This window comes from Enterobacter sp. MALB-1 (genome assembly GCF_041021625.1).
Classification (GTDB): Bacteria; Pseudomonadota; Gammaproteobacteria; order Enterobacterales; family Enterobacteriaceae; genus Enterobacter; species Enterobacter oligotrophicus.
This window is the reverse complement of record NZ_JBDPJL010000001.1, coordinates 1902206-1920239: the sequence shown is the minus strand read 5'-3', so window position 1 is coordinate 1920239 and position 18034 is coordinate 1902206. Positions and strand designations below refer to the sequence as shown.

Annotated in this window: 17 protein-coding genes; 8 read left to right on the top strand and 9 right to left on the bottom strand. The window is 53.8% G+C overall.

The window, feature by feature from the left end:
* Positions 1-12: 12 nt before the first annotated feature.
* From htpX to ABGB15_RS09130, 4 genes are all read right to left on the bottom strand, one after another.
* On the bottom strand, positions 13-894 hold the full coding sequence (htpX, locus tag ABGB15_RS09145; RefSeq protein WP_152081393.1) for a protease HtpX: 882 nt from the start codon (positions 892-894) through the stop codon (positions 13-15).
* A gap of 192 nt (positions 895-1086) precedes the next feature.
* The gene (gene prc / locus ABGB15_RS09140; RefSeq protein WP_152081394.1) at positions 1087-3135 is read right to left on the bottom strand and encodes a carboxy terminal-processing peptidase; all 2049 of its coding nucleotides are present in this window, start codon (positions 3133-3135) and stop codon (positions 1087-1089) included.
* 19 nt (positions 3136-3154) lie between these two features.
* On the bottom strand, positions 3155-3841 hold the full coding sequence (gene proQ, locus ABGB15_RS09135) for an RNA chaperone ProQ (RefSeq protein WP_152081395.1): 687 nt from the start codon (positions 3839-3841) through the stop codon (positions 3155-3157).
* Positions 3842-3937: 96 nt separating this feature from the next.
* A complete protein-coding gene (locus ABGB15_RS09130) occupies positions 3938-4435 on the bottom strand; it encodes a GAF domain-containing protein (protein ID WP_152081396.1) in 498 nt (165 codons plus the stop codon).
* Positions 4436-4567: 132 nt separating this feature from the next.
* Here ABGB15_RS09130 and yebS point away from each other — a divergent pair, with 132 nt between their 5' ends.
* The 4 genes from yebS (at position 4568) to ABGB15_RS09110 (ending at position 10319) form a co-directional block, all read left to right on the top strand.
* Positions 4568-5851: a membrane integrity lipid transport subunit YebS gene (gene yebS, locus ABGB15_RS09125; RefSeq protein ID WP_152081397.1), complete on the top strand. Its 1284-nt coding sequence runs from the start codon at positions 4568-4570 to the stop codon at positions 5849-5851.
* Positions 5820-8453 (top strand): PqiB family protein, encoded by a 2634-nt coding sequence (locus tag ABGB15_RS09120; RefSeq protein ID WP_152081398.1) that lies wholly within the window; start codon positions 5820-5822, stop codon positions 8451-8453. The genes yebS and ABGB15_RS09120 overlap by 32 nt, the downstream gene beginning before the upstream one ends.
* Before the next feature lie 77 nt (positions 8454-8530).
* The gene (gene rsmF, locus ABGB15_RS09115; protein WP_215722222.1) at positions 8531-9973 is read left to right on the top strand and encodes a 16S rRNA (cytosine(1407)-C(5))-methyltransferase RsmF; all 1443 of its coding nucleotides are present in this window, start codon (positions 8531-8533) and stop codon (positions 9971-9973) included.
* 106 nt (positions 9974-10079) lie between these two features.
* Positions 10080-10319, top strand: a complete 240-nt coding sequence (locus ABGB15_RS09110; RefSeq protein WP_006176013.1) for a YebV family protein — start codon at positions 10080-10082, stop codon at positions 10317-10319.
* A 33-nt stretch (positions 10320-10352) separates the two neighbouring features.
* On the opposite strand, the gene pphA is transcribed toward ABGB15_RS09110, so the two are convergent.
* Positions 10353-10997, bottom strand: a complete 645-nt coding sequence (pphA, locus tag ABGB15_RS09105) for a protein-serine/threonine phosphatase (RefSeq protein WP_313326315.1) — start codon at positions 10995-10997, stop codon at positions 10353-10355.
* Positions 10998-11165: 168 nt separating this feature from the next.
* On the opposite strand from pphA, the gene ABGB15_RS09100 reads away from it, so the two are divergent.
* Positions 11166-12107 carry a VirK/YbjX family protein gene (locus tag ABGB15_RS09100; protein WP_152081401.1) on the top strand — a complete coding sequence of 314 codons (942 nt, stop codon included), beginning with the start codon at positions 11166-11168 and terminating at the stop codon, positions 12105-12107.
* Positions 12108-12513: 406 nt separating this feature from the next.
* Here the strand turns inward: ABGB15_RS09100 and ABGB15_RS09095 are convergent, their stop codons facing one another.
* Genes ABGB15_RS09095 through yobA form a run of 3 tightly spaced genes read right to left on the bottom strand, consistent with a single transcriptional unit; the run spans position 12514 to position 14111 of the window.
* A complete protein-coding gene (locus tag ABGB15_RS09095) occupies positions 12514-12852 on the bottom strand; it encodes a YebY family protein (protein ID WP_215722224.1) in 339 nt (112 codons plus the stop codon).
* Positions 12853-12868: 16 nt separating this feature from the next.
* Positions 12869-13738 (bottom strand): copper homeostasis membrane protein CopD, encoded by an 870-nt coding sequence (gene copD / locus ABGB15_RS09090; RefSeq protein WP_152081403.1) that lies wholly within the window; start codon positions 13736-13738, stop codon positions 12869-12871.
* 1 nt (position 13739) lies between these two features.
* Positions 13740-14111, bottom strand: coding sequence for a CopC domain-containing protein YobA (gene yobA / locus ABGB15_RS09085; RefSeq protein WP_215722226.1), 372 nt, complete (start codon positions 14109-14111; stop codon positions 13740-13742).
* 137 nt (positions 14112-14248) lie between these two features.
* Between yobA and ABGB15_RS09080 the strand changes: the two genes are divergently transcribed.
* The 3 genes from ABGB15_RS09080 to exoX all read left to right on the top strand — a co-directional run bounded on the left by ABGB15_RS09080 (position 14249) and on the right by exoX (position 15927).
* A complete protein-coding gene (locus ABGB15_RS09080; RefSeq protein WP_008500465.1) occupies positions 14249-14479 on the top strand; it encodes a DNA polymerase III subunit theta in 231 nt (76 codons plus the stop codon).
* A 110-nt stretch (positions 14480-14589) separates the two neighbouring features.
* Positions 14590-15240, top strand: coding sequence for a carbon-nitrogen hydrolase family protein (locus ABGB15_RS09075; RefSeq protein WP_152081406.1), 651 nt, complete (start codon positions 14590-14592; stop codon positions 15238-15240).
* A gap of 24 nt (positions 15241-15264) precedes the next feature.
* Positions 15265-15927: an exodeoxyribonuclease X gene (gene exoX / locus ABGB15_RS09070; RefSeq protein WP_152081407.1), complete on the top strand. Its 663-nt coding sequence runs from the start codon at positions 15265-15267 to the stop codon at positions 15925-15927.
* On the opposite strand, the gene ptrB is transcribed toward exoX, so the two are convergent.
* Positions 15909-17984, bottom strand: coding sequence for an oligopeptidase B (ptrB, locus tag ABGB15_RS09065; protein ID WP_215722228.1), 2076 nt, complete (start codon positions 17982-17984; stop codon positions 15909-15911). The two genes, exoX and ptrB, sit on opposite strands and share 19 nt — an antisense overlap.
* Positions 17985-18034 lie beyond the last annotated feature (50 nt).

Genomic DNA, 18034 nt, shown 5'->3' with positions numbered 1-18034 from the left:
CTGTCTTTCGCGTTACTTCAGGTATTCACCACTGCGCAGCGCTTCGATACGTTTATCCAGCGGCGGGTGGGACATAAACAACTCACTCAGCGATTTCGATTTACCGTTAATGCAGAAGGCCATCATGCTGTTCGCTTCCTGCGGCTCGTAGCTGGTTTTCAGGCGCTGCAGCGCAGCAATCATCTTCTCACGCCCAACCAGTTTTGCAGAGCCCGCATCCGCGTGGAATTCACGGTGACGGGAGAACCACATGGTAATGATGCTTGCCAGAATACCGAATACCAGTTCAAGTACCATCGAAACGGCGAAATAGATCAGCGGGTTACCGTTGCTCTCTTCACCTTCGTCGCGATTGCCCCCCATAAAGCCTGCCGCGATCTGCGCCAGAATACGTGAGATAAAGATAACGAAGGTATTCACCACGCCCTGAATGAGAGTCATGGTCACCATGTCGCCATTAGCGATGTGGCTAATTTCGTGGGCAATCACCGCCTCGGCTTCATCACGGCTCATGTTCTGCAACAGGCCGGTACTTACCGCAACCAGCGACGCATCGCGACGGGCACCCGTGGCAAAGGCGTTAATATCCGGCGCATGGTAAATCGCCACCTGCGGCATCGCGATGCCCGCCTGCTGCGACTGCTGCGCAACCGTGTTCATCAGCCAACGCTCCATATCGTTGCGCGGCTGTTCAATAACCTCACCCCCTACAGATTTGAGTGCCATCCACTTTGACATCAGCAGGGAAACAAAGGAGCCACCGAAACCAAACAGCAGCGCCATAATTAACAGGCCCTGAACGCTGCTCGACTGAATTCCCGTCAGGCTTAGCACGAGCCCGAAAACCACCATAACCGCCAGGTTAGTGGCCAGGAAGAGCGCGATTCGCATCATAATTTTCTTTTAACCTCAGTTTAACAAAGCGCACTATGCGATTACCCACATCGTATGGGTATTGTGGCTATTTTCAAGGTTTCGGGGCGCGTAAGTCACCAGAAAGACACAACTTTACACAATTGAAATTCAGGTTGACGTGAGGATGCAGAACTAAAAAAACAGGCACAATTTCTTGTGCCTGTCCGGGGGTTATTTTGCCGGTGTCGGTTGCACGGCAGGCTTCTCTTTTTCCAGCTTCGCCAGGTCGAGCGCGATGTGGACCGTCTCATCAAGATACGGGTCCGGCTCCTGGTAATCTTTTGGCAGATCGTCCAGTTTTTTGAGCAGCGGCTTACCTTCACGTTTGAAGCGGTCGTTGATGCGCGCCAGACGCGTCGCGTCATCTTCGTTGTTCTCTTTCTCACGCTGAGCGTAGTTAAGAGAGACAATATTCCGTTTTTCTTTCAGGGCATTGAAACGCGCAATGTCCTTCATGATGTACTGGAATTCCGGATCTTTCGCGATGCGCTCGTTATGGTCTTTCAGCAACTCAGGGCCAAACGGGGTCATGTCGCCAGACTTCACAAATGTCGCGGCATTGATGCTGTCCCACGGCAATGCGTTATCTTCAAACTTCTCACCCGTTTCCGTCTCTTCGGTGCCCGTCGGCATCATGATGTCCGGCGTCACGCCTTTACGCTGCGTACTGCCGCCATTCACGCGGTAGAACTTCTGAATGGTGTATTGCACGGAGCCGAGCGCAGGCCATTCCGGGCGCAGCATCTGATCGTAAATACGGTTCAGAGAGCGGTACTGCTGCACGGTGCCTTTACCAAACGTCGGTTCACCCACGATCAGCGCGCGGCCATAATCCTGCATTGCGGCAGCAAAGATTTCAGACGCGGAAGCACTGAAGCGATCCACTAATACCACCAGCGGACCTTTGTAGTAGACCACGCCATCGGTATCGGCATCTTCACGCACTTTACCGTTGTTATCACGCACCTGAACAACCGGGCCGGACGGGATAAACAGGCCAGAGAGTGAAACCGCTTCAGTCAGCGCCCCACCACCGTTACTGCGCAAATCGATGATCACGCTGCTGACATTCTGCTTCTCAAGTTTCTGCAGTTGCACTTTCACATCGTCGGTCAGGCCAACATAGAAGCCAGGGATATCCAGCACGCCAACCTTCTCTTTACCCACGGTTTTCACCGACATTTTCACCGCGCGGTCTTCAAGACGAATACGCTCGCGGGTCAGGGTAACGATACGGGTTTTGGTGCCTTTACCGGCAGGCAGAATTTCCAGGCGAACTTTGCTGCCTTTCGGCCCTTTAATCAGCGCAACCACGTCGTCAAGACGCCAGCCGATGACATCAACCATGCTCTGCCCGGTTTGACCCACACCCACAATGCGATCGCCTACGCTAATCGCTTTGCTTTTGGATGCCGGGCCACCCGCCACCATGGAGTTGATCACGGTGTAATCATCGTCCATCTGCAGCACCGCACCGATACCTTCCAGAGACAGGCTCATTTCGGTATTAAACTGTTCGGTGTTGCGCGGAGAGAGATAGTTAGTATGCGGATCGATTTCGTGGGCAAACGCGGTCATCGCCAGTGAGAACACATCTTCACTGTTGGTCTGCGCCAGGCGACGGATAGCAAATTTGTAACGACGCGTCAGCGTGTCACGAATCTCTTTCTCATCTTTGCCGGTGAGCTTGAGGCTCAGTTGGTCGTACTTCACTTTTCCGTCCCACAGCGCATTCAGCTCGGCTTCATCTTTCGGCCAGGGCGCTTTGCTGCGGTCCAGATTAAAGGTGTCGTTGCCGGTGAAGTCCATTGGGCGTTCCAGCACTTTCAGCGCGTATTGATAACGTTCAAAACGACGCTTTTGCGAAAGGTTGTACAGATCGTAAAACAGGTCAAGTTTACCGGAACGGAGTTCGTCACCCACTTCGGTTTTACGTTTGGCGAACTGTTCAACATCGCTGGCCAGCAGCACGTTATGGCTGTAATCCAGCAAGTTCAGATAGCGGTCGAAAATTTTGGCCGAAAAGGCCTGATCGAGATCGAACTGACGATAGTGCGAACGAGTGAAGCGCGACGTCACGCGCTCGCTGACCGTCGCATGCTGAGTCTCTTCCTTTAAGACCGGAATTTGGTCAACACGCGTAATATCGTCCACTGCGAAAGCATGGCCTGTTATGGCAAACAGGCCCGCTAACGCGGTGAGCTTAAAAAAAGTGTTCATGCCAGGCTTGGCCTCCGTTTCAGAACAACAAGTGTTCTGCGCGTACAATCATTGACATACCAGAAGTCAGCTGTACACGAACGCCATCTTTGGTGATTTCCAGTACGGTGGCGTCCATCGCATTGTTACCCGCCTTGACCTTCAGTGTCTGGCCTACGCTCAGCGCAGTGATGTCAGAAACCGGAGTATGGCGCGGCTCCTCACGTGGCGCACGCGGAGCTTTAGCGGCTGGTTTGTCAGCACGCGGTTTGCGATCGTTATTCTCATTGCGACGCTGCGCAGGACGCGGTTTACGTTCACGACGTGGCGCGTCTTCCTGGCCATTTGCCGCTGCAGCTTCGCGTTTTTTCGCTTGCTGTTCAGCGCGTTGCGCCTGAACGCGCGCTTTGGCTTCTTCCAGCTGCTTGCGAGCGTGCTCTACGTGCTGCTCATCCAGCTCACCACATGGGTTGCCGTCGAGATCGACACGGGTCGCGCCCGGTTTAATACCGTACAGGTAACGCCAGCTCGAAGTATAAAGACGTAAGGCAGAGCGAAGCTGAGTTTTGCTGAGGTTCATCTCCCCCTCAACGCGCGCGACCAGATCCTGAAAAATACCGACTTTCAGGGGACGAGCCTCACCTTCAGCGCTGAAGCACTGTGGGAAACGCTCGGCCAGAAATGCGATAACTTCTTTACTGCTATTCAACTTAGGTTGATTTTCCATGAAATTTCCTGATTACAACGGACGTTGCCAACAAGCGCAGGCATGAACAGGCGACATTATAATGACGCTATCAGTAAATGCTACGTTATCCGTTGATTATCCTGCGACGCTCGCAAAGAATTTTTGATAATCGGTTGCTGCCAGAACATTTTCCAGATTTGCCACCAGCTCGCGCAACCCTTGTTCGTCCTCGGCTGTAAAGCGACTGAAGTCTGTACTGTCGATATCCAGAACGCCAATAATCTGATTTTTTACCACCAGAGGCAGTACGATTTCAGAATTGCTGGAGGCATCGCACGCAATGTGTCCATCAAAGGCGTGAACATCTTCTACACGCTGAACCTCGTTTGTGGCAACCGCAGTACCACACACGCCGCGACCTACAGGAATACGCACGCAGGCGATTTTCCCCTGGAATGGCCCGAGCACCAGTGTGTCACCTTCGAGAAGGTAAAAACCAGCCCAGTTCACACCGGAGAGACGTTCAAACAGTAATGCACTTGTATTTGCCAGAGTGGCTAAGAAGCTGGTTTCACCTGCCATCAATGCCTGAAAATCGCGATTAAGATCCGCGTAGAATTCTGTTTTGTTCATTATTCAATCACTTAGTTGTCTAACAAATTTACCGCTTTGCCTATTAAAATAAGCATTAAATGCGCTCATGCTCAAGGTGAATCAATTCATGCGTTACTATAACATTCAACAATACTTATCTGTGCGCGACTCATGGCTCTAAAAACACCCAAAATTACGCCGACACGAAAGATCACCGTCCATGCGGTAAGCGAATCGTTGCCTCGTGCACATTATCAGCGTTGCCCTCAGTGCGATACGCTTTTTATGTTGCCGAAGATGAAATCGCACCAAAGTGCCTTTTGCCCTCGCTGTGATGCCAAAATCCGCGACGGACGCGACTGGTCTTTAACGCGACTCGCAGCCATGGCGGTGACGATGCTGCTGCTGATGCCGTTTGCGTGGAGCGAGCCGCTGCTGAAGCTCTATCTTCTCGGTGTCCGTATCGATGCCAACGTGCTGCAGGGGATCTGGCAGATGACACGTCAGGGCGATCCGCTCACCGCCGCGATGGTGCTGTTTTGCACCGTCGGTGCGCCGCTGGTGTTGGTTGCCGCCATCGCCTATCTGTGGTTTGGCAATATTCTGGGGATGAACCTGCGCCCTGTCCTGCTGATGCTGGATAAACTCAAAGAGTGGGTGATGCTGGACATCTACCTCGTCGGCGTGGGTGTCGCCTCGATTAAAGTCCAGGATTACGCCTTTTTGCAGCCAGGTATTGGCCTGTTCGCCTTTATCTCGCTGGTGCTGCTGAGCATCCTGACGCTCATCCACCTCAATGTGGAACAGCTTTGGGAGCGCTTTTACCCGCAGCGCCCTGCCACACGGCCCGATGAAAACCTGCGCGTCTGCCTGGGCTGCCATTACACCGGGCTGCCTGACGCCCGTGGACGCTGTCCACGCTGCCATATCCCGTTAAGGCTACGTCGCAACAACAGTCTGCAAAAATGCTGGGCGGCGCTGATTGCCTCAATGGTATTTCTGATCCCCGCTAATATGCTGCCGATTTCCATTATTTATGTGAACGGAGGCCGCCAGGAAGATACTATCCTTTCAGGTATTATCTCCCTCGCCCACAGTAACGTGGCTGTGGCGGCGATTGTTTTTATCGCCAGTATTCTGGTGCCATTTACCAAGGTGGTGGTGATGTTTACGCTACTCATCAGCATCCACTTCAAATGCGAGCAGGGCTTACGCACCCGTATTCTGCTCCTGCGATTCGTCACCTGGATTGGTCGTTGGTCGATGTTGGATCTGTTCGTGATTTCGTTGATGATGTCACTCATCAATCGCGATCAGTTGCTTGCTTTTACAATGGGACCCGCAGCTTTTTATTTCGGCTCTGCGGTGATATTGACTATTCTTGCAGTGGAATGGCTGGACAGCCGCTTACTTTGGGACGCACATGAGTCAGGAAACGCCCGCTTCGCCGACTGAAGCGAGAATTAAAACAAAACGCCGCATTTCGCCATTCTGGTTGCTGCCTGTCATCGCGCTGATGATTGCAGGCTGGCTTATCTGGACGAGCTATGAAGATCGCGGAAGTACCATCACCATCGATTTCCAGTCTGCCGACGGTATTGTCGCAGGGCGCACGCCTGTGCGTTTCCAGGGCGTTGAAGTCGGTACGGTTCAGGATATTACGCTCGGAAAAGGGCTGAATAAAATTCAGGTTCGGGCCAGCATTAAGTCCGATATGCAGGACGCGCTCCGCAGCGAAACCCAGTTCTGGCTGGTGACGCCGAAAGCCTCTCTCGCAGGCGTTTCAGGGCTGGATGCGCTGGTTGGCGGGAACTATATCGGCATGATGCCGGGCAAAGGTGAGCCGCAGGATCATTTCGTTGCGCTGGATACGCAGCCGAAATACCGGCTTAACAACGGGGATTTGATGATCCACCTGCAGGCACCGGATTTAGGTTCACTGAACAGTGGCTCGCTGGTTTATTACCGTAAAATCCCGGTCGGCCGCGTTTACGATTACGCCATTAATCCCAACAAACAGGGCGTGACCATTGATGTCCTGATTGAGCGACGTTTTACCAATCTGGTGAAAAAAGGCAGCCGGTTCTGGAACGTCTCTGGCGTGGACGCCGATGTCAGCCTGAGCGGAGCAAAGGTGAAACTTGAGAGTCTGGCGGCGCTGGTTAATGGCGCTATCGCCTTTGATTCCCCGGAAAACTCAAGCCCTGCCAAAGCCGATGATACGTTCGGACTGTATGCCGATCTGGCGCACAGCCAGCGAGGCGTGATCGTCAAACTGGCTCTGCCGGATGCAAAAGGATTAAAAGCGGGCTCAACGCCATTGATGTATCAGGGCTTACAGGTTGGTCAGCTCACCAAAATGACGCTCAACCCTGGCGGCTCTGTTACCGGTGAGATGACGGTCGACCCGAGCGTGGTCGATCTTCTGCGTGAGAAAACGCGTATTGAAATGCGCAGCCCGAAGCTGTCGCTGAGCGATGCCAGTATCAGCAGCCTGCTCACAGGCAGCACCTTTGAGCTGATTCCCGGTGAAGGTCAGCCGAGTAATAATTTTGTCGTCGCCCCGGCAGACAAAGCACTTCTGCAAAAGCCAGGCGTCGTAACGGTGACGCTGAATGCGCCAGAAAGTTACGGCATTGAAGCCGGTCAGCCGCTGATCTTACACGGCGTGCAGGTCGGCCAGATACTGGAGCGCAAGCTGTCGGAAAAGGGTGTTTCCTTCTCTGCCGCCATTGATCCGCAGTACAGCGATCTGGTTCATGGTGACAGTAAATTTGTGGTTAACAGCCGCGTCGATGTGAAAGTCGGGCTGGATGGTGTGGAGTTCCTCGGGGCCAGCGCCAGCGAGTGGGTAAACGGTGGCGTCCGCATTCTGCCGGGCAACAAAGGCCCCCTGCGCGAAAGCTACCCGCTGTATGCCAATCTGGACAAAGCGATTGAAAACAGCCTGAGCGACATGCCGACCACCACGCTGACATTAACCGCCGAAACGCTGCCTGATGTCCAGGCCGGTTCCGTCGTGCTCTATCGCAAGTTTGAGGTCGGGGAAGTGATCGCCGTTCGCCCACGCGCGGACGCGTTTGATATCGAACTGCATATCAAACCGGAATATCGCAAGCTGCTGACGCCAAACAGCGTGTTCTGGGCTGAAGGTGGCGCGAAGGTGCAACTTAACGGCAGCGGCCTGACCGTACAGGCGTCCCCCTTCTCCCGTGCGCTGCGCGGCGCGATTAGCTTCGATAACCTGACCGGTGCGGGCGGCAATATGCGCAAGGGTGACAAGCGTATTCTCTTCCCGTCTGAAACTGCGGCACGTGCCGTGGGCGGACAGATCACCCTGCATGCTTTCGATGCGGGTAAACTGTCCGAAGGGATGCCTATCCGCTACCTCGGCATTGATATCGGGCAGATCCAGAAGCTGACGCTAATCACGTCACGCAACGAAGTGCAGGCCACCGCCGTGCTCTACCCGGAATATGTGCAGACGTTTGCCCGCGCAGGCTCGCGCTTCTCCGTGGTAACACCGCAAATTTCTGCCGCAGGCGTTGAGCATCTCGACACAATTTTGCAGCCGTACATTAACGTTGAACCTGGGCGTGGTAATGCCCGTCGTGACTTTGAACTTCAGGAAGCGACGATTACCGACTCTCGCTATCTGGATGGCCTGAGCATTGTGGTGGAGGTCCCGGAAGCGGGAGGCCTCGCCATCGGCACGCCGGTCCTGTTCCGTGGCATTGAGGTGGGGACGGTAACGGGCCTGACGCTGGGCACGCTGTCCGACCGCGTGATGGTGGGGCTGCGTATCAGCGAGCGTTACCAGCATCTGGTGCGGAACAATTCCGTATTCTGGCTGGCGTCAGGCTACTCACTGGACTTCGGCCTGACTGGGGGCGTCGTGAAAACCGGTACGTTCAACCAGTTTATTCGCGGTGGTATCGCCTTTGCGACGCCTCCGGGCACACCGCTGGCACCAAAAGCACAGCCGGGTAAACACTTCCTGCTGCTGGAAAGCGAACCGAAAGAGTGGCGCGAGTGGGGAACCGCACTGCCACGTTAATATCAAAGGCTCCGGTGTCACCGCACCGGAGCCTTTATGCTACACTGCGCGTCTGAATTTTTCCGTGTGGTGTCTCCGTGGCTCAAAACTCCGTATTTCTTCCTGAACAATTCCTGGCGCAGATGCGCGAGGCGCTTCCTGCTCATCTCTCATTCGACGATTTTATCGCGGCCTGTCAGCGTCCGTTACGTCGCAGTATCCGCGTTAACACGCTGAAAATCAGCGTGGCCGATTTTCTGACGCTGGTATCACCATACCACTGGCAGCTAACGCCGGTTCCCTGGTGCGAAGAGGGTTTCTGGATCGAACGGGATGATGAAGAAACGCTGCCACTGGGCAGCACTGCGGAGCATTTGAGCGGGCTGTTTTATATTCAGGAAGCCAGTTCCATGCTGCCGGTTGCCGCACTGTTCGCGGAGGGCAATGCGCCCGAGCGGGTGATGGATGTTGCCGCTGCACCAGGCTCCAAAACCACCCAGATTGCCGCGAAGATGGGGAATCGCGGCGCTATTCTCGCCAACGAGTTTTCTGCCAGCCGCGTTAAGGTTCTGCACGCCAATATCAGCCGTTGCGGGCTCCATAATGTGGCCCTCACGCACTTTGATGGGCGGGTGTTTGGTGCCGCTTTACCGGAGGCCTTTGACGCTATCCTGCTGGACGCCCCCTGCTCCGGCGAAGGGGTGGTACGTAAAGATCCCGACGCATTAAAAAACTGGTCCGTTGAGAGCAACCTTGAGATCGCCGCCACGCAGCGGGAACTGCTCGACAGTGCGTTCCATGCCCTTCGCCCCGGCGGGACGCTGGTCTATTCCACCTGCACGCTGAATCGCGACGAGAATGAAGATGTCTGTCTCTGGCTGAAGGCGCAATACCCGGAGGCCGTCGAATTTCTGCCGCTGGAGGGCTTATTCGCCTCCGCCAGAGAGGCCATCACGCCTGAAGGTTTCCTGCACGTTTTCCCACAGATTTATGACTGTGAAGGTTTTTTCGTTGCTCGCCTGCGGAAAACCCACGCAATCGCCCCCCTGCCTGCTCCTGCATTCAAGGTAGGTAATTTCCCGTTCGCACCGCTCAAAGGCCGCGAAGCGGCGCAAGCGGAAGCGGCCGCCAGCAAGGTCGGGCTGGTCTGGGACGAGAGCCTGCGCCTGTGGATGCGCGATAAAGAAATCTGGCTTTTCCCGACTCACATCGAGCCATTGATTGGCAAAGTCCGTTTCTCGCGCCTGGGCATTCGCCTCGCGGAAGTCCATAACAAAGGCTATCGCTGGCAGCACGAAGCGGTTATTGCGCTGGCCGGAAGTGAAAATACCTTTGCCCTGACGCATCAGGAAGCCGAAGAATGGTATCGCGGCCGCGATGTTTATCCGGAAAACGCCCCGTCTCAGGATGAGGTTATCGTGACATATCAGGGATATCCGTTAGGACTTGCGAAAAAGGTAGGCTCCCGCCTGAAGAATAGCTATCCGCGAGAGCTGGTGCGCGACGGGCGTCTGTTTACCGGTAACGATCTCACCGCCTGAAAAAAAACGCACTTTTTTACTGGCGAATTTGCTCTCCTTGTCTAGGCTAAAAAATGGACGGCCTAACTGGTCATACCAGAATTTTAACCCAAACCCGGAGAGCAATATGACGAAAACCAGCGTGCGTATTGGCGCTTTTGAGATCGACGACGCGGAACTGCGCGGCGAAGCTCAGGGCGATCGAACGTTAAGTATTCCCTGCAAATCCGACCCGGATTTGTGCATGCAACTCGATGCCTGGGATGCAGACACCAGCGTTCCAGCAATTCTTGATGGTGAACATTCCGTCCTTTACCGTGAGCATTACGATAGTAAAACCGATGCCTGGGTCTTGCGTCTTGCCTGACCAGAGAGAACCCGCCCGAAGGCGGGTTATTTATTACTGGAGTTGAACAAGCGTCAGCACCCCGCCGAACACCGCCCCGGTATCGATATAGTGCAGGTTATTGAAGTCATAACGTCGTTCAATAGGCGTATGACCGAACCAGAAGTGGTCCGCTCCGGTTATTCCCTGCCCCTTCCCGGCCATCAATCCCATCAGCCGATCGCGATCCCACAGCACACGCTGGGCGCTCACCGGTTTGTTCCAGACATACTCCGGTGCGGGATAATCCGCATGAGCAATCACATTCAGGCCGTTTGCACAGGTCGTCTCGATAATATGCGGTAAGGCCCGGCACTCTTCGAGTAGCGTCAGCGCCAGTTTTTGTTGTTCGCTATCAAGCCTCGCAAACCAAATACCGCCATTGATTGTCCAGAGGGCAAAATCATTATATTCGAGCGCATCCAACGCCATTTGTTCATGATTACCTCGTACTGCGCAAAACCATTTTTCATGCATAAGCTGTAAACATTTCACGCTGTCCGGACCGCGATCGATAATATCCCCGACGGAGATCAGCAGATCTTCATAAGGATTAAAATGACGACGCTTCAGTTCGTCCACAAGCGCTTGATAGCAGCCATGTATATCGCTCACAACCCAGACATGACGCCAGTGTTCACCGTCGATTCGCTGATACATAACGCCTCCTTTAAAAAGTATAGCTGCACCCGAAAATGACACCAGACGCGTGTTGATTTCACAAAGCCAAACAAACGGTAAACCAACCGCAAATAAAGATCTCCGCGGTATTAATCCGTTTTTTCCTGCCCTTTAGAATAAGAGGTGAAAATAACAAGAGGTCTTCACGTGTCAAATACACACCTGCAAAACGATGTGCTGTATCCGCATCGCACCAATATCATTTCCGGTCTGGTGAAAGGAAAGCTCATTCCGGGCCCCATCTGGCAGAAACGCGATTACCGGCTGAAGTTTCTTTTACGTTCGCTTCTGTTCTGGTCTTCCACCCATCGCATGCTGGATGCCCTCTCGGGCCGTGATGATTTCGACCGTCTGCTGGCCTCTCAAATCACCCTACCGAGCAAAACCCATCGCCAGTACCTGATGCGTGGCCTGCACGCCAGCGATCGTGCGGACGCTATCATTAGCCACTATCACTGGATCGATGGCCTGAAAGACGCCGTCCTCGCCCATGCGCTGACGAGCCCACAAGAGCAGTCGGTTGTGCAATTTCAGGCGAAAAACGACGTTATCTATACCGTCAACGCGTCTTCCGCCCGAAAAGCCGAACGCGAAGGCGAAAGCACCCTGTGGCTGCGAGATAACGATAACACGCTGCTTGCAAGCCTGACCTTTAGCGTTGCCCGCAGCAACGGGCAGTCCGTGCTGGTGATTGGCGGCCTTCAGGGTCCACGCCGCAATGTCTCTCGTGACGTGATTAAGCATGCAACACGTGCCTGTCACGGTCTGTTCCCCAAGCGCGTGCTGATGGAAGTGCTTTTTCAACTGGCGACCCACTCCCGCATCCATGCCATTTTTGCCGTCAGCGACGAAGGCCACGTTTTCCGCGCATTGCGTTACCGGCTGAGCAAAGGCCGTCATTTCCATGCCAGCTACGATGAATTCTGGGACTCGCTTGATGGTAAAAAGCTCTCGAATTTTTGCTGGCAGTTGCCCCTGCAGATGGAACGTAAATCCCTCGACGAGATTGCCAGTAAAAAACGGGCTGAATACCGTCGCCGCTTCGCACTGCTTGATGAAATTGAAGCGTCAGTAAAATCACGCTTTTAAGTTCACTGACGCCTTTCGCTAACTACGCACAAGAATTTAACAAAACAGTCAAAAAGGGCTGGACTTTCGCCCGCTGTAGTGTGGTATGGTTGAAGCAGTTGCACAGGAAGTGTACGCTCTGCGAAAGTCGATTGGTGGATTTTATCGTTTACTTTTATGCAGATAAAAAGAGACCGAATACGATTCCTGTATTCGGTCCAGGGAAATGGCTCTTGGGAGAGAGCCGTGCGCTAAAAGTTGGCATTAATGCAGGCTCAATCGCCTTGCCTTTTAAGAATAGATGACGACGCCAGGTTTTCCAGTCCACAGCAAAAGTGGCCTGAAAAAAAGCGTCACAGCATCATTAAAATTGAAAAACCGCAGAGCTTTCACAAGCGCCTGCGGTTTTTTATTGGAAACCAGACGGCTAGCAGAGCGTGTTGGCCCGCTCGATAAACGGTGCGAGGCTCATTTTCTGCCCTGGGTTCGCCGGATCATCAATCTGGATCACGCTGACAGGCTGGCCGTTACTCTTTCCACTGGCGACCTGCTGTTCAGCGGTGTCGTTTAGCGGATACTGCACAAGCGTACTGGGGTTAATCACATACAGCGCGTGCCCTGGACGGCAGGTCAGCATCACCTCTTCGCGATTGAACGCCCATTTATCCTTACCCACTTCAAAACGGCTGACGGTGATAATCTGCGGTGCCGCCAGCGCATTTCCGGCGCAGGCCAACAGTAAGAGAGAAAGCAGTGTCTTTTTCATATGTTCTTTAACCTTGTCAGAAGGGTTCCCAGGTCGCAAACAGACTGACCGTTGCCAGTACCAGCGCGCCCAGCACCACTTCTGTCTGTGTCATCCTGATAAAAATCTGTTGTTCCCGCCCGGCGTCCGGGCGAAAGCGTGGCACCAGAAAATACCGATTCACCAGCGCAATTGCCACCATCATTACCACCAGCGCACATTTGAACAACAACAGTTGTCCATAAGCCGTGTGCCAGGGCACAGCAAAACCGAGGATAAAGAGTGCATTCACAATCCCGGTCAGCAATACACCCGCCACGGCGTAATGCCCTACGCGGGAAAAGCGCATCATGGTATAGATAGCCGCCGTCTGCCAGCGCCCTTTTGCAAGATGCATACAAAACAGCAGAGGCAGTAATCCGCCAAGCCAGGTTGCTGCGCATAAAAGGTGAATGGCATGGTTCAGACGCTGCAGCGCCCCCGCCGCACCTTCGTTCATCGTCGCATGGCCGACGCCCGCCAGCAGAACAAATTGCCCCAGCGACAACAGCAATAGCCGCGCTCCCCTTTGCGGTGCCAGCCACGCGGCACCGGCAGTGATAACAGCGAGAATTATTTGCCACAGCCAGACGCTACCAAACTGCGTCCCGAGTACGCTATGCCAGATAGCCGGGCGAAGTACGTCGCTCCAGCCGTTACCCATCAATCCCCCCTGAACCGAGAACATCAGGAGTGCAGCCGTCAGGCTGATTACGGCGGCGATTTTCTGCTGTAACTGGAAGCGTCTCACCATCAGGCGATGCAGGGAAGAAGGCGCAAACCAGACGCTATATAACGCGTTGCCGAAAATCAGCATCAATGCGCCAAAATGGATGAAGCGCAACGCGACATAGCACAAAGCCAGCATTCTATTTCACGCTAAAGTGATAGCTGCCTTTGGTTTTGTGGCCATCCACAGAGACCACATGCCAGTCGACCTGGTATTTACCCGCCTTCAGCGGTTGTTCAAGCGGAACAATGAGCTGCGCGTTGTTCTTTTCGTCACGCTTCACTGTGCCGGTTTTGATCGGCTGCTGTTGTGCGTCGGTCACTACCACGCCACTAAACGCCGGTTCAATGCCTTCAGAGAAATTCAGCGTCAGTGTCTGCGGGGCCGCAACCAGAGAATCCGCTGCGGGAGTTTGCTGTTTAAGATGCGCATGGGCCAGAACAGATGGCGTCATTGCCGAGGAGATCAGTAAAGCCAGTGCGCACACCACGCGGGAGGAGTTGAAACGCATCGCAATCATTCCTTTTTGTTATGCCTGTATGGTAAAGAATAACTCTGTATAATAAGCGAGTCGAGGATCATCCTGCGCCTGCTTGTCATCATCGTGCAATCGCGGTAACGTTGCCGCCGCATAAAAAGGAGAAGGTAATGAAGATCAATCTGGCCGCCCTTCCTCAGGACGAGATGGACAAAGTGAATGTCGATCTCGCTGCCGCTGGCGTCGCATTCAAAGAGCGTTACAACATGCCTGTCGTGGCGGAAGTGGTAGAACGTGAGCAACCCGCGCACCTGCGTGACTGGTTTCGTGAGCGCTTAATCGCCCACCGCCTGGCCTCTGTAAACCTCTCGCGTTTACCGTATGAACCTAAAGTGAAATAACCTTAACGACTCGTTACACTTCCTTACATGTATTCTGGCAGGATAAGAAAACCCTTATTAAATTAGGTGTATTCTTAAACCCCAGCGACTTAGTGTAAAAGGAAGTCACGATGTCACGATGGAATATTGCTGCCGCCCAATATGCCCGACAGCACCACAGCGTTAATGACCATGTTGAACACCATCTCCGTTTTATTGCCGAAGCAGCCCGGCAAAAGTGCGATTTAGTGGTGTTTCCTGAACTCTCATTAACCGGTCCGGGTGAGGCAACGTTACCCGCCCCGCCAGACGATCTACAGCTTGCCCCACTGCTTCACGCCGCGCAGTCGTTGAATATCAGCGTCATTGCGGGGATTACGCTTCTTCAGGACGGCCAGCCTCAGAAAGGGCTCGCGCTCTTCACACCACACCTCGATACCATACTGCGTTACCCGCAAGGAAGTGGAGCAAGTTTGATTCCCGGCGACAAGCAGTTAACCATCATCGAAAGCCCGTCTGACGCCCCCAATCTCGACCCGCTGGCGACGTTATTTACCAGTAGCCAGGCGGTGGGTGATAACCGCTGGCGGCAATCCATCAATACGTTACAGCGTTTTGCGCATAAGTATGCCATTGCGGTGTTAATGGCGAATGCGCGTAGCGGTAGCGCCTTATGGGACGAAAAAGGCCAACTGATTGTCCGCGCCGACAAAGGGGAGCTGTTATTAACCGGATCTCTGGGTCGACAGGGTTGGCAAGGCGATATCATTCCATTAGGCTAAGCGTTTTATGGTCAGGAGCGATCAATGCTGCGCGTCATCGATACCGAAACATGCGATCTTCAGGGTGGAATTGTGGAAGTGGCCTCTGTCGATGTGGTTGACGGAAAGATAGTCAACCCAATGAGCCACCTGGTACGTCCAGACCGCCCGATAAGCCCGCAGGCGATGGCCATCCATCGCATTACGGAATCAATGGTGGCGGATAAACCGTGGATTGAAGAGATTATTCCTCACTACCACGGCAGCCAGTGGTACGTGGCACATAATGCCAGCTTTGACCGTCGCGTATTGCCGGAAATGCCGGGTGAGTGGATCTGCACCATGAAACTGGCTCGCCGTCTGTGGCCGGGAATTAAATACAGCAATATGGCGCTGTATAAATCCCGCAAGCTCAGCGTCAGAACGCCGGAAGGGTTGCATCATCACCGCGCCCTGTACGACTGCTATATTACCGCTGCACTGCTGATCGATATCATGAATACCTCCGGCTGGACGCCAGATGACATGGCGACGATCACAGGACGCCCCGCGTTGCTGACCACCTTTACCTTCGGCAAATATCGCGGTAAAGCGGTATCTGAAGTGGCTGATAAAGATCCGGGCTATCTGCGCTGGCTGTACAACAACCTCGACAGAATGAGCCCGGAATTACGCTTAACGCTGAAGCACTATCTGGGCGAAGCCTGACGCTCCGCACGGCCTGGCAGCGTGTCCTGCGCCAGGCCGATCAAAAAAGCATACTCCAGCGCAACCCCTTCATAGGATTTAAACCGCCCCGATTTACCGCCATGCCCCGAGTCCATGTCGGTACACAGCAACAGCAAATTATCGTCGGTTTTCAGTTCACGCAGTTTCGCCACCCATTTTGCCGGTTCCCAGTATTGCACCTGCGAATCATGCAAGCCGGTGGTTACCAGCATATGCGGATACGCTTTCGCCTCTACGTTGTCGTAAGGGCTGTACTCTTTCATATAGCGATAATAGATCTCATCCTGCGGATTCCCCCACTCTTCAAACTCACCGGTGGTGAGCGGAATGGATTCATCCAGCATTGTCGTCACCACATCCACAAATGGAACCTGCGCAATGATGCCTTTAAAGCGTTCGGGACGTTGATTAATCACCGCGCCCATTAACATCCCTCCCGCACTGCCGCCCATTCCAAAGCAAAGCTGCGGATCGCCATAACCTTGTTCAATCAACGCATCACAGACATCAAGATAGTCGTTGAAGGTGTTTTTCTTTTTCAGGAACTTACCGTCTTCGTACCAGTGCTGCCCCAGCTCTCCGCCGCCGCGAACATGGGCGATGGCAAACACAAAGCCGCGATCGAGAAGGCTCAGCCTGCTGCTGCTGAAATCCGCATCCATGCTGGAGCCATAAGAGCCGTAGCCATAGACCAGAATCGGGTTTTTACCTTTGTTGAAATGCGCCTTGTGATACACCAGAGAAACGGGCACCTCTACGCCATCGCGGGCGATCACCCACACGTGCTCACTGCGGTAGTTGTCGGCGTCAAATCCTTTCACCTCGGCCTGTTTAATCACCTGCCGTTGCCCGGTATCCATATCCAGCTCGAACAGCGTGTCCGGCGTGGTCATTGACGAATAGCCGTAACGCAGTCGTGAAGATTCTGGCTCAGGGTTAAAGCCAATCCATGTGACATAGGCCGGATCGTCAAACGCAATCCCCACCACTTCCCGCGTTTTCCGGTTGATTTGCCGGATACTGGTTAACCCTCGCTGACGCTCTTCCACCACCAGCCAGTCGGTAAACAGCGTAAAGCCTTCCAGCATCACCTGCTCGCGCGCGGGAATGAGCACTTCCCACTTTCGTTCGTCTCGCACTTTGGTTTTATAGAGGCCAAAGTTTTTACCTTCGCGATTAGAACGCAGGTAAAAACTGTGCTGAAAGTGATCCAGGCTGTATTCATGATCTTTGCGGCGCGGCAGGAAGCAAAGCGGCTGCGCGTCCGGCAGCTCGGCATCCAGAAGCAGAACTTCTGAAGTGGTCGCGCTGGCAAGGAAAATAATCACATAGTGCCGCGACGAGGTTTTATGCAGGCTGACATAAAAGGTCTCGTCTTTCTCTTCGTAGACCAGCTCATCGTCAGCGGAATCCGTACCCACGGTATGCCGCCAGACCTGGTAAGGCAGCAGCGTGGAAGCATGTTTTTTAACGTAGTAGACCGTTTCGGAATCATTCGCCCAGACAAAATCGGGGGAGACATTATCCAGCATTTCCGGATACCAGTTTCCCGTTTCCAGATTGCGAAAACGCAGACCATACTGGCGGCGCGAGAGGTAATCTTCCGCCAGCGCCATAATGGCATTATCCGGGGAGATGGACATGCCGCCCAGCGTATAAAACTCACTGTGGGCGGCGCGTTTATTCGCATCCAGCAGAATGTCCCAGTCGTCCCACTCGGCGCTTAATACGGACTGCCGCTGGTAGATGGGATATTCATTGCCCGGCTCATAGATATGGCGATAGCGGTAGCCGTTTTTTGTCCACGGCGCGGAAATATCACGCTGGGGGACACGCTGTACCATTTCATTGAGCAACTGGTCCTGAAGCGCCTGCTGGCTGGACATAACCTTGCGGCCGTAGTCGTTTTCCTGGTGCAGATAGTCAAGCACCTCTGGCCGGGAACGGGAATCGTCCCGCAGCCAGTAATAGTGATCTATACGCGTATCACCATGCGTGGTGATCGCATAAGCAGTACGTGGGGCTTTCGGTGGCATGTCATGAATTCTTTTTCGTTTTACACCCTATAAGGTTGGCAAAACACACG

Bases quoted from the DNA above. Each gene is read 5' to 3' on its own strand.
- ABGB15_RS09110 (WP_006176013.1), top strand. From the start codon at position 10,080: ATGACGAAAACCAGCGTGCGTATTGGCGCTTTTGAGATCGACGACGCG.
- prc (WP_152081394.1), bottom strand. From the start codon at position 3,135: ATGAACACTTTTTTTAAGCTCACCGCGTTAGCGGGCCTGTTTGCCATA.
- proQ (WP_152081395.1), bottom strand. From the start codon at position 3,841: ATGGAAAATCAACCTAAGTTGAATAGCAGTAAAGAAGTTATCGCATTT.
- ABGB15_RS09120 (WP_152081398.1), top strand. From the start codon at position 5,820: ATGAGTCAGGAAACGCCCGCTTCGCCGACTGAAGCGAGAATTAAAACA.
- ABGB15_RS09075 (WP_152081406.1), top strand. From the start codon at position 14,590: ATGTCACGATGGAATATTGCTGCCGCCCAATATGCCCGACAGCACCAC.
- yobA (WP_215722226.1), bottom strand. From the start codon at position 14,111: ATGCGTTTCAACTCCTCCCGCGTGGTGTGCGCACTGGCTTTACTGATC.
- yebS (WP_152081397.1), top strand. From the start codon at position 4,568: ATGGCTCTAAAAACACCCAAAATTACGCCGACACGAAAGATCACCGTC.
- exoX (WP_152081407.1), top strand. From the start codon at position 15,265: ATGCTGCGCGTCATCGATACCGAAACATGCGATCTTCAGGGTGGAATT.
- ABGB15_RS09095 (WP_215722224.1), bottom strand. From the start codon at position 12,852: ATGAAAAAGACACTGCTTTCTCTCTTACTGTTGGCCTGCGCCGGAAAT.
- ABGB15_RS09130 (WP_152081396.1), bottom strand. From the start codon at position 4,435: ATGAACAAAACAGAATTCTACGCGGATCTTAATCGCGATTTTCAGGCA.
- htpX (WP_152081393.1), bottom strand. From the start codon at position 894: ATGATGCGAATCGCGCTCTTCCTGGCCACTAACCTGGCGGTTATGGTG.
- pphA (WP_313326315.1), bottom strand. From the start codon at position 10,997: ATGTATCAGCGAATCGACGGTGAACACTGGCGTCATGTCTGGGTTGTG.
- ABGB15_RS09080 (WP_008500465.1), top strand. From the start codon at position 14,249: ATGAAGATCAATCTGGCCGCCCTTCCTCAGGACGAGATGGACAAAGTG.
- copD (WP_152081403.1), bottom strand. From the start codon at position 13,738: ATGCTGGCTTTGTGCTATGTCGCGTTGCGCTTCATCCATTTTGGCGCA.
- ptrB (WP_215722228.1), bottom strand. From the start codon at position 17,984: ATGCCACCGAAAGCCCCACGTACTGCTTATGCGATCACCACGCATGGT.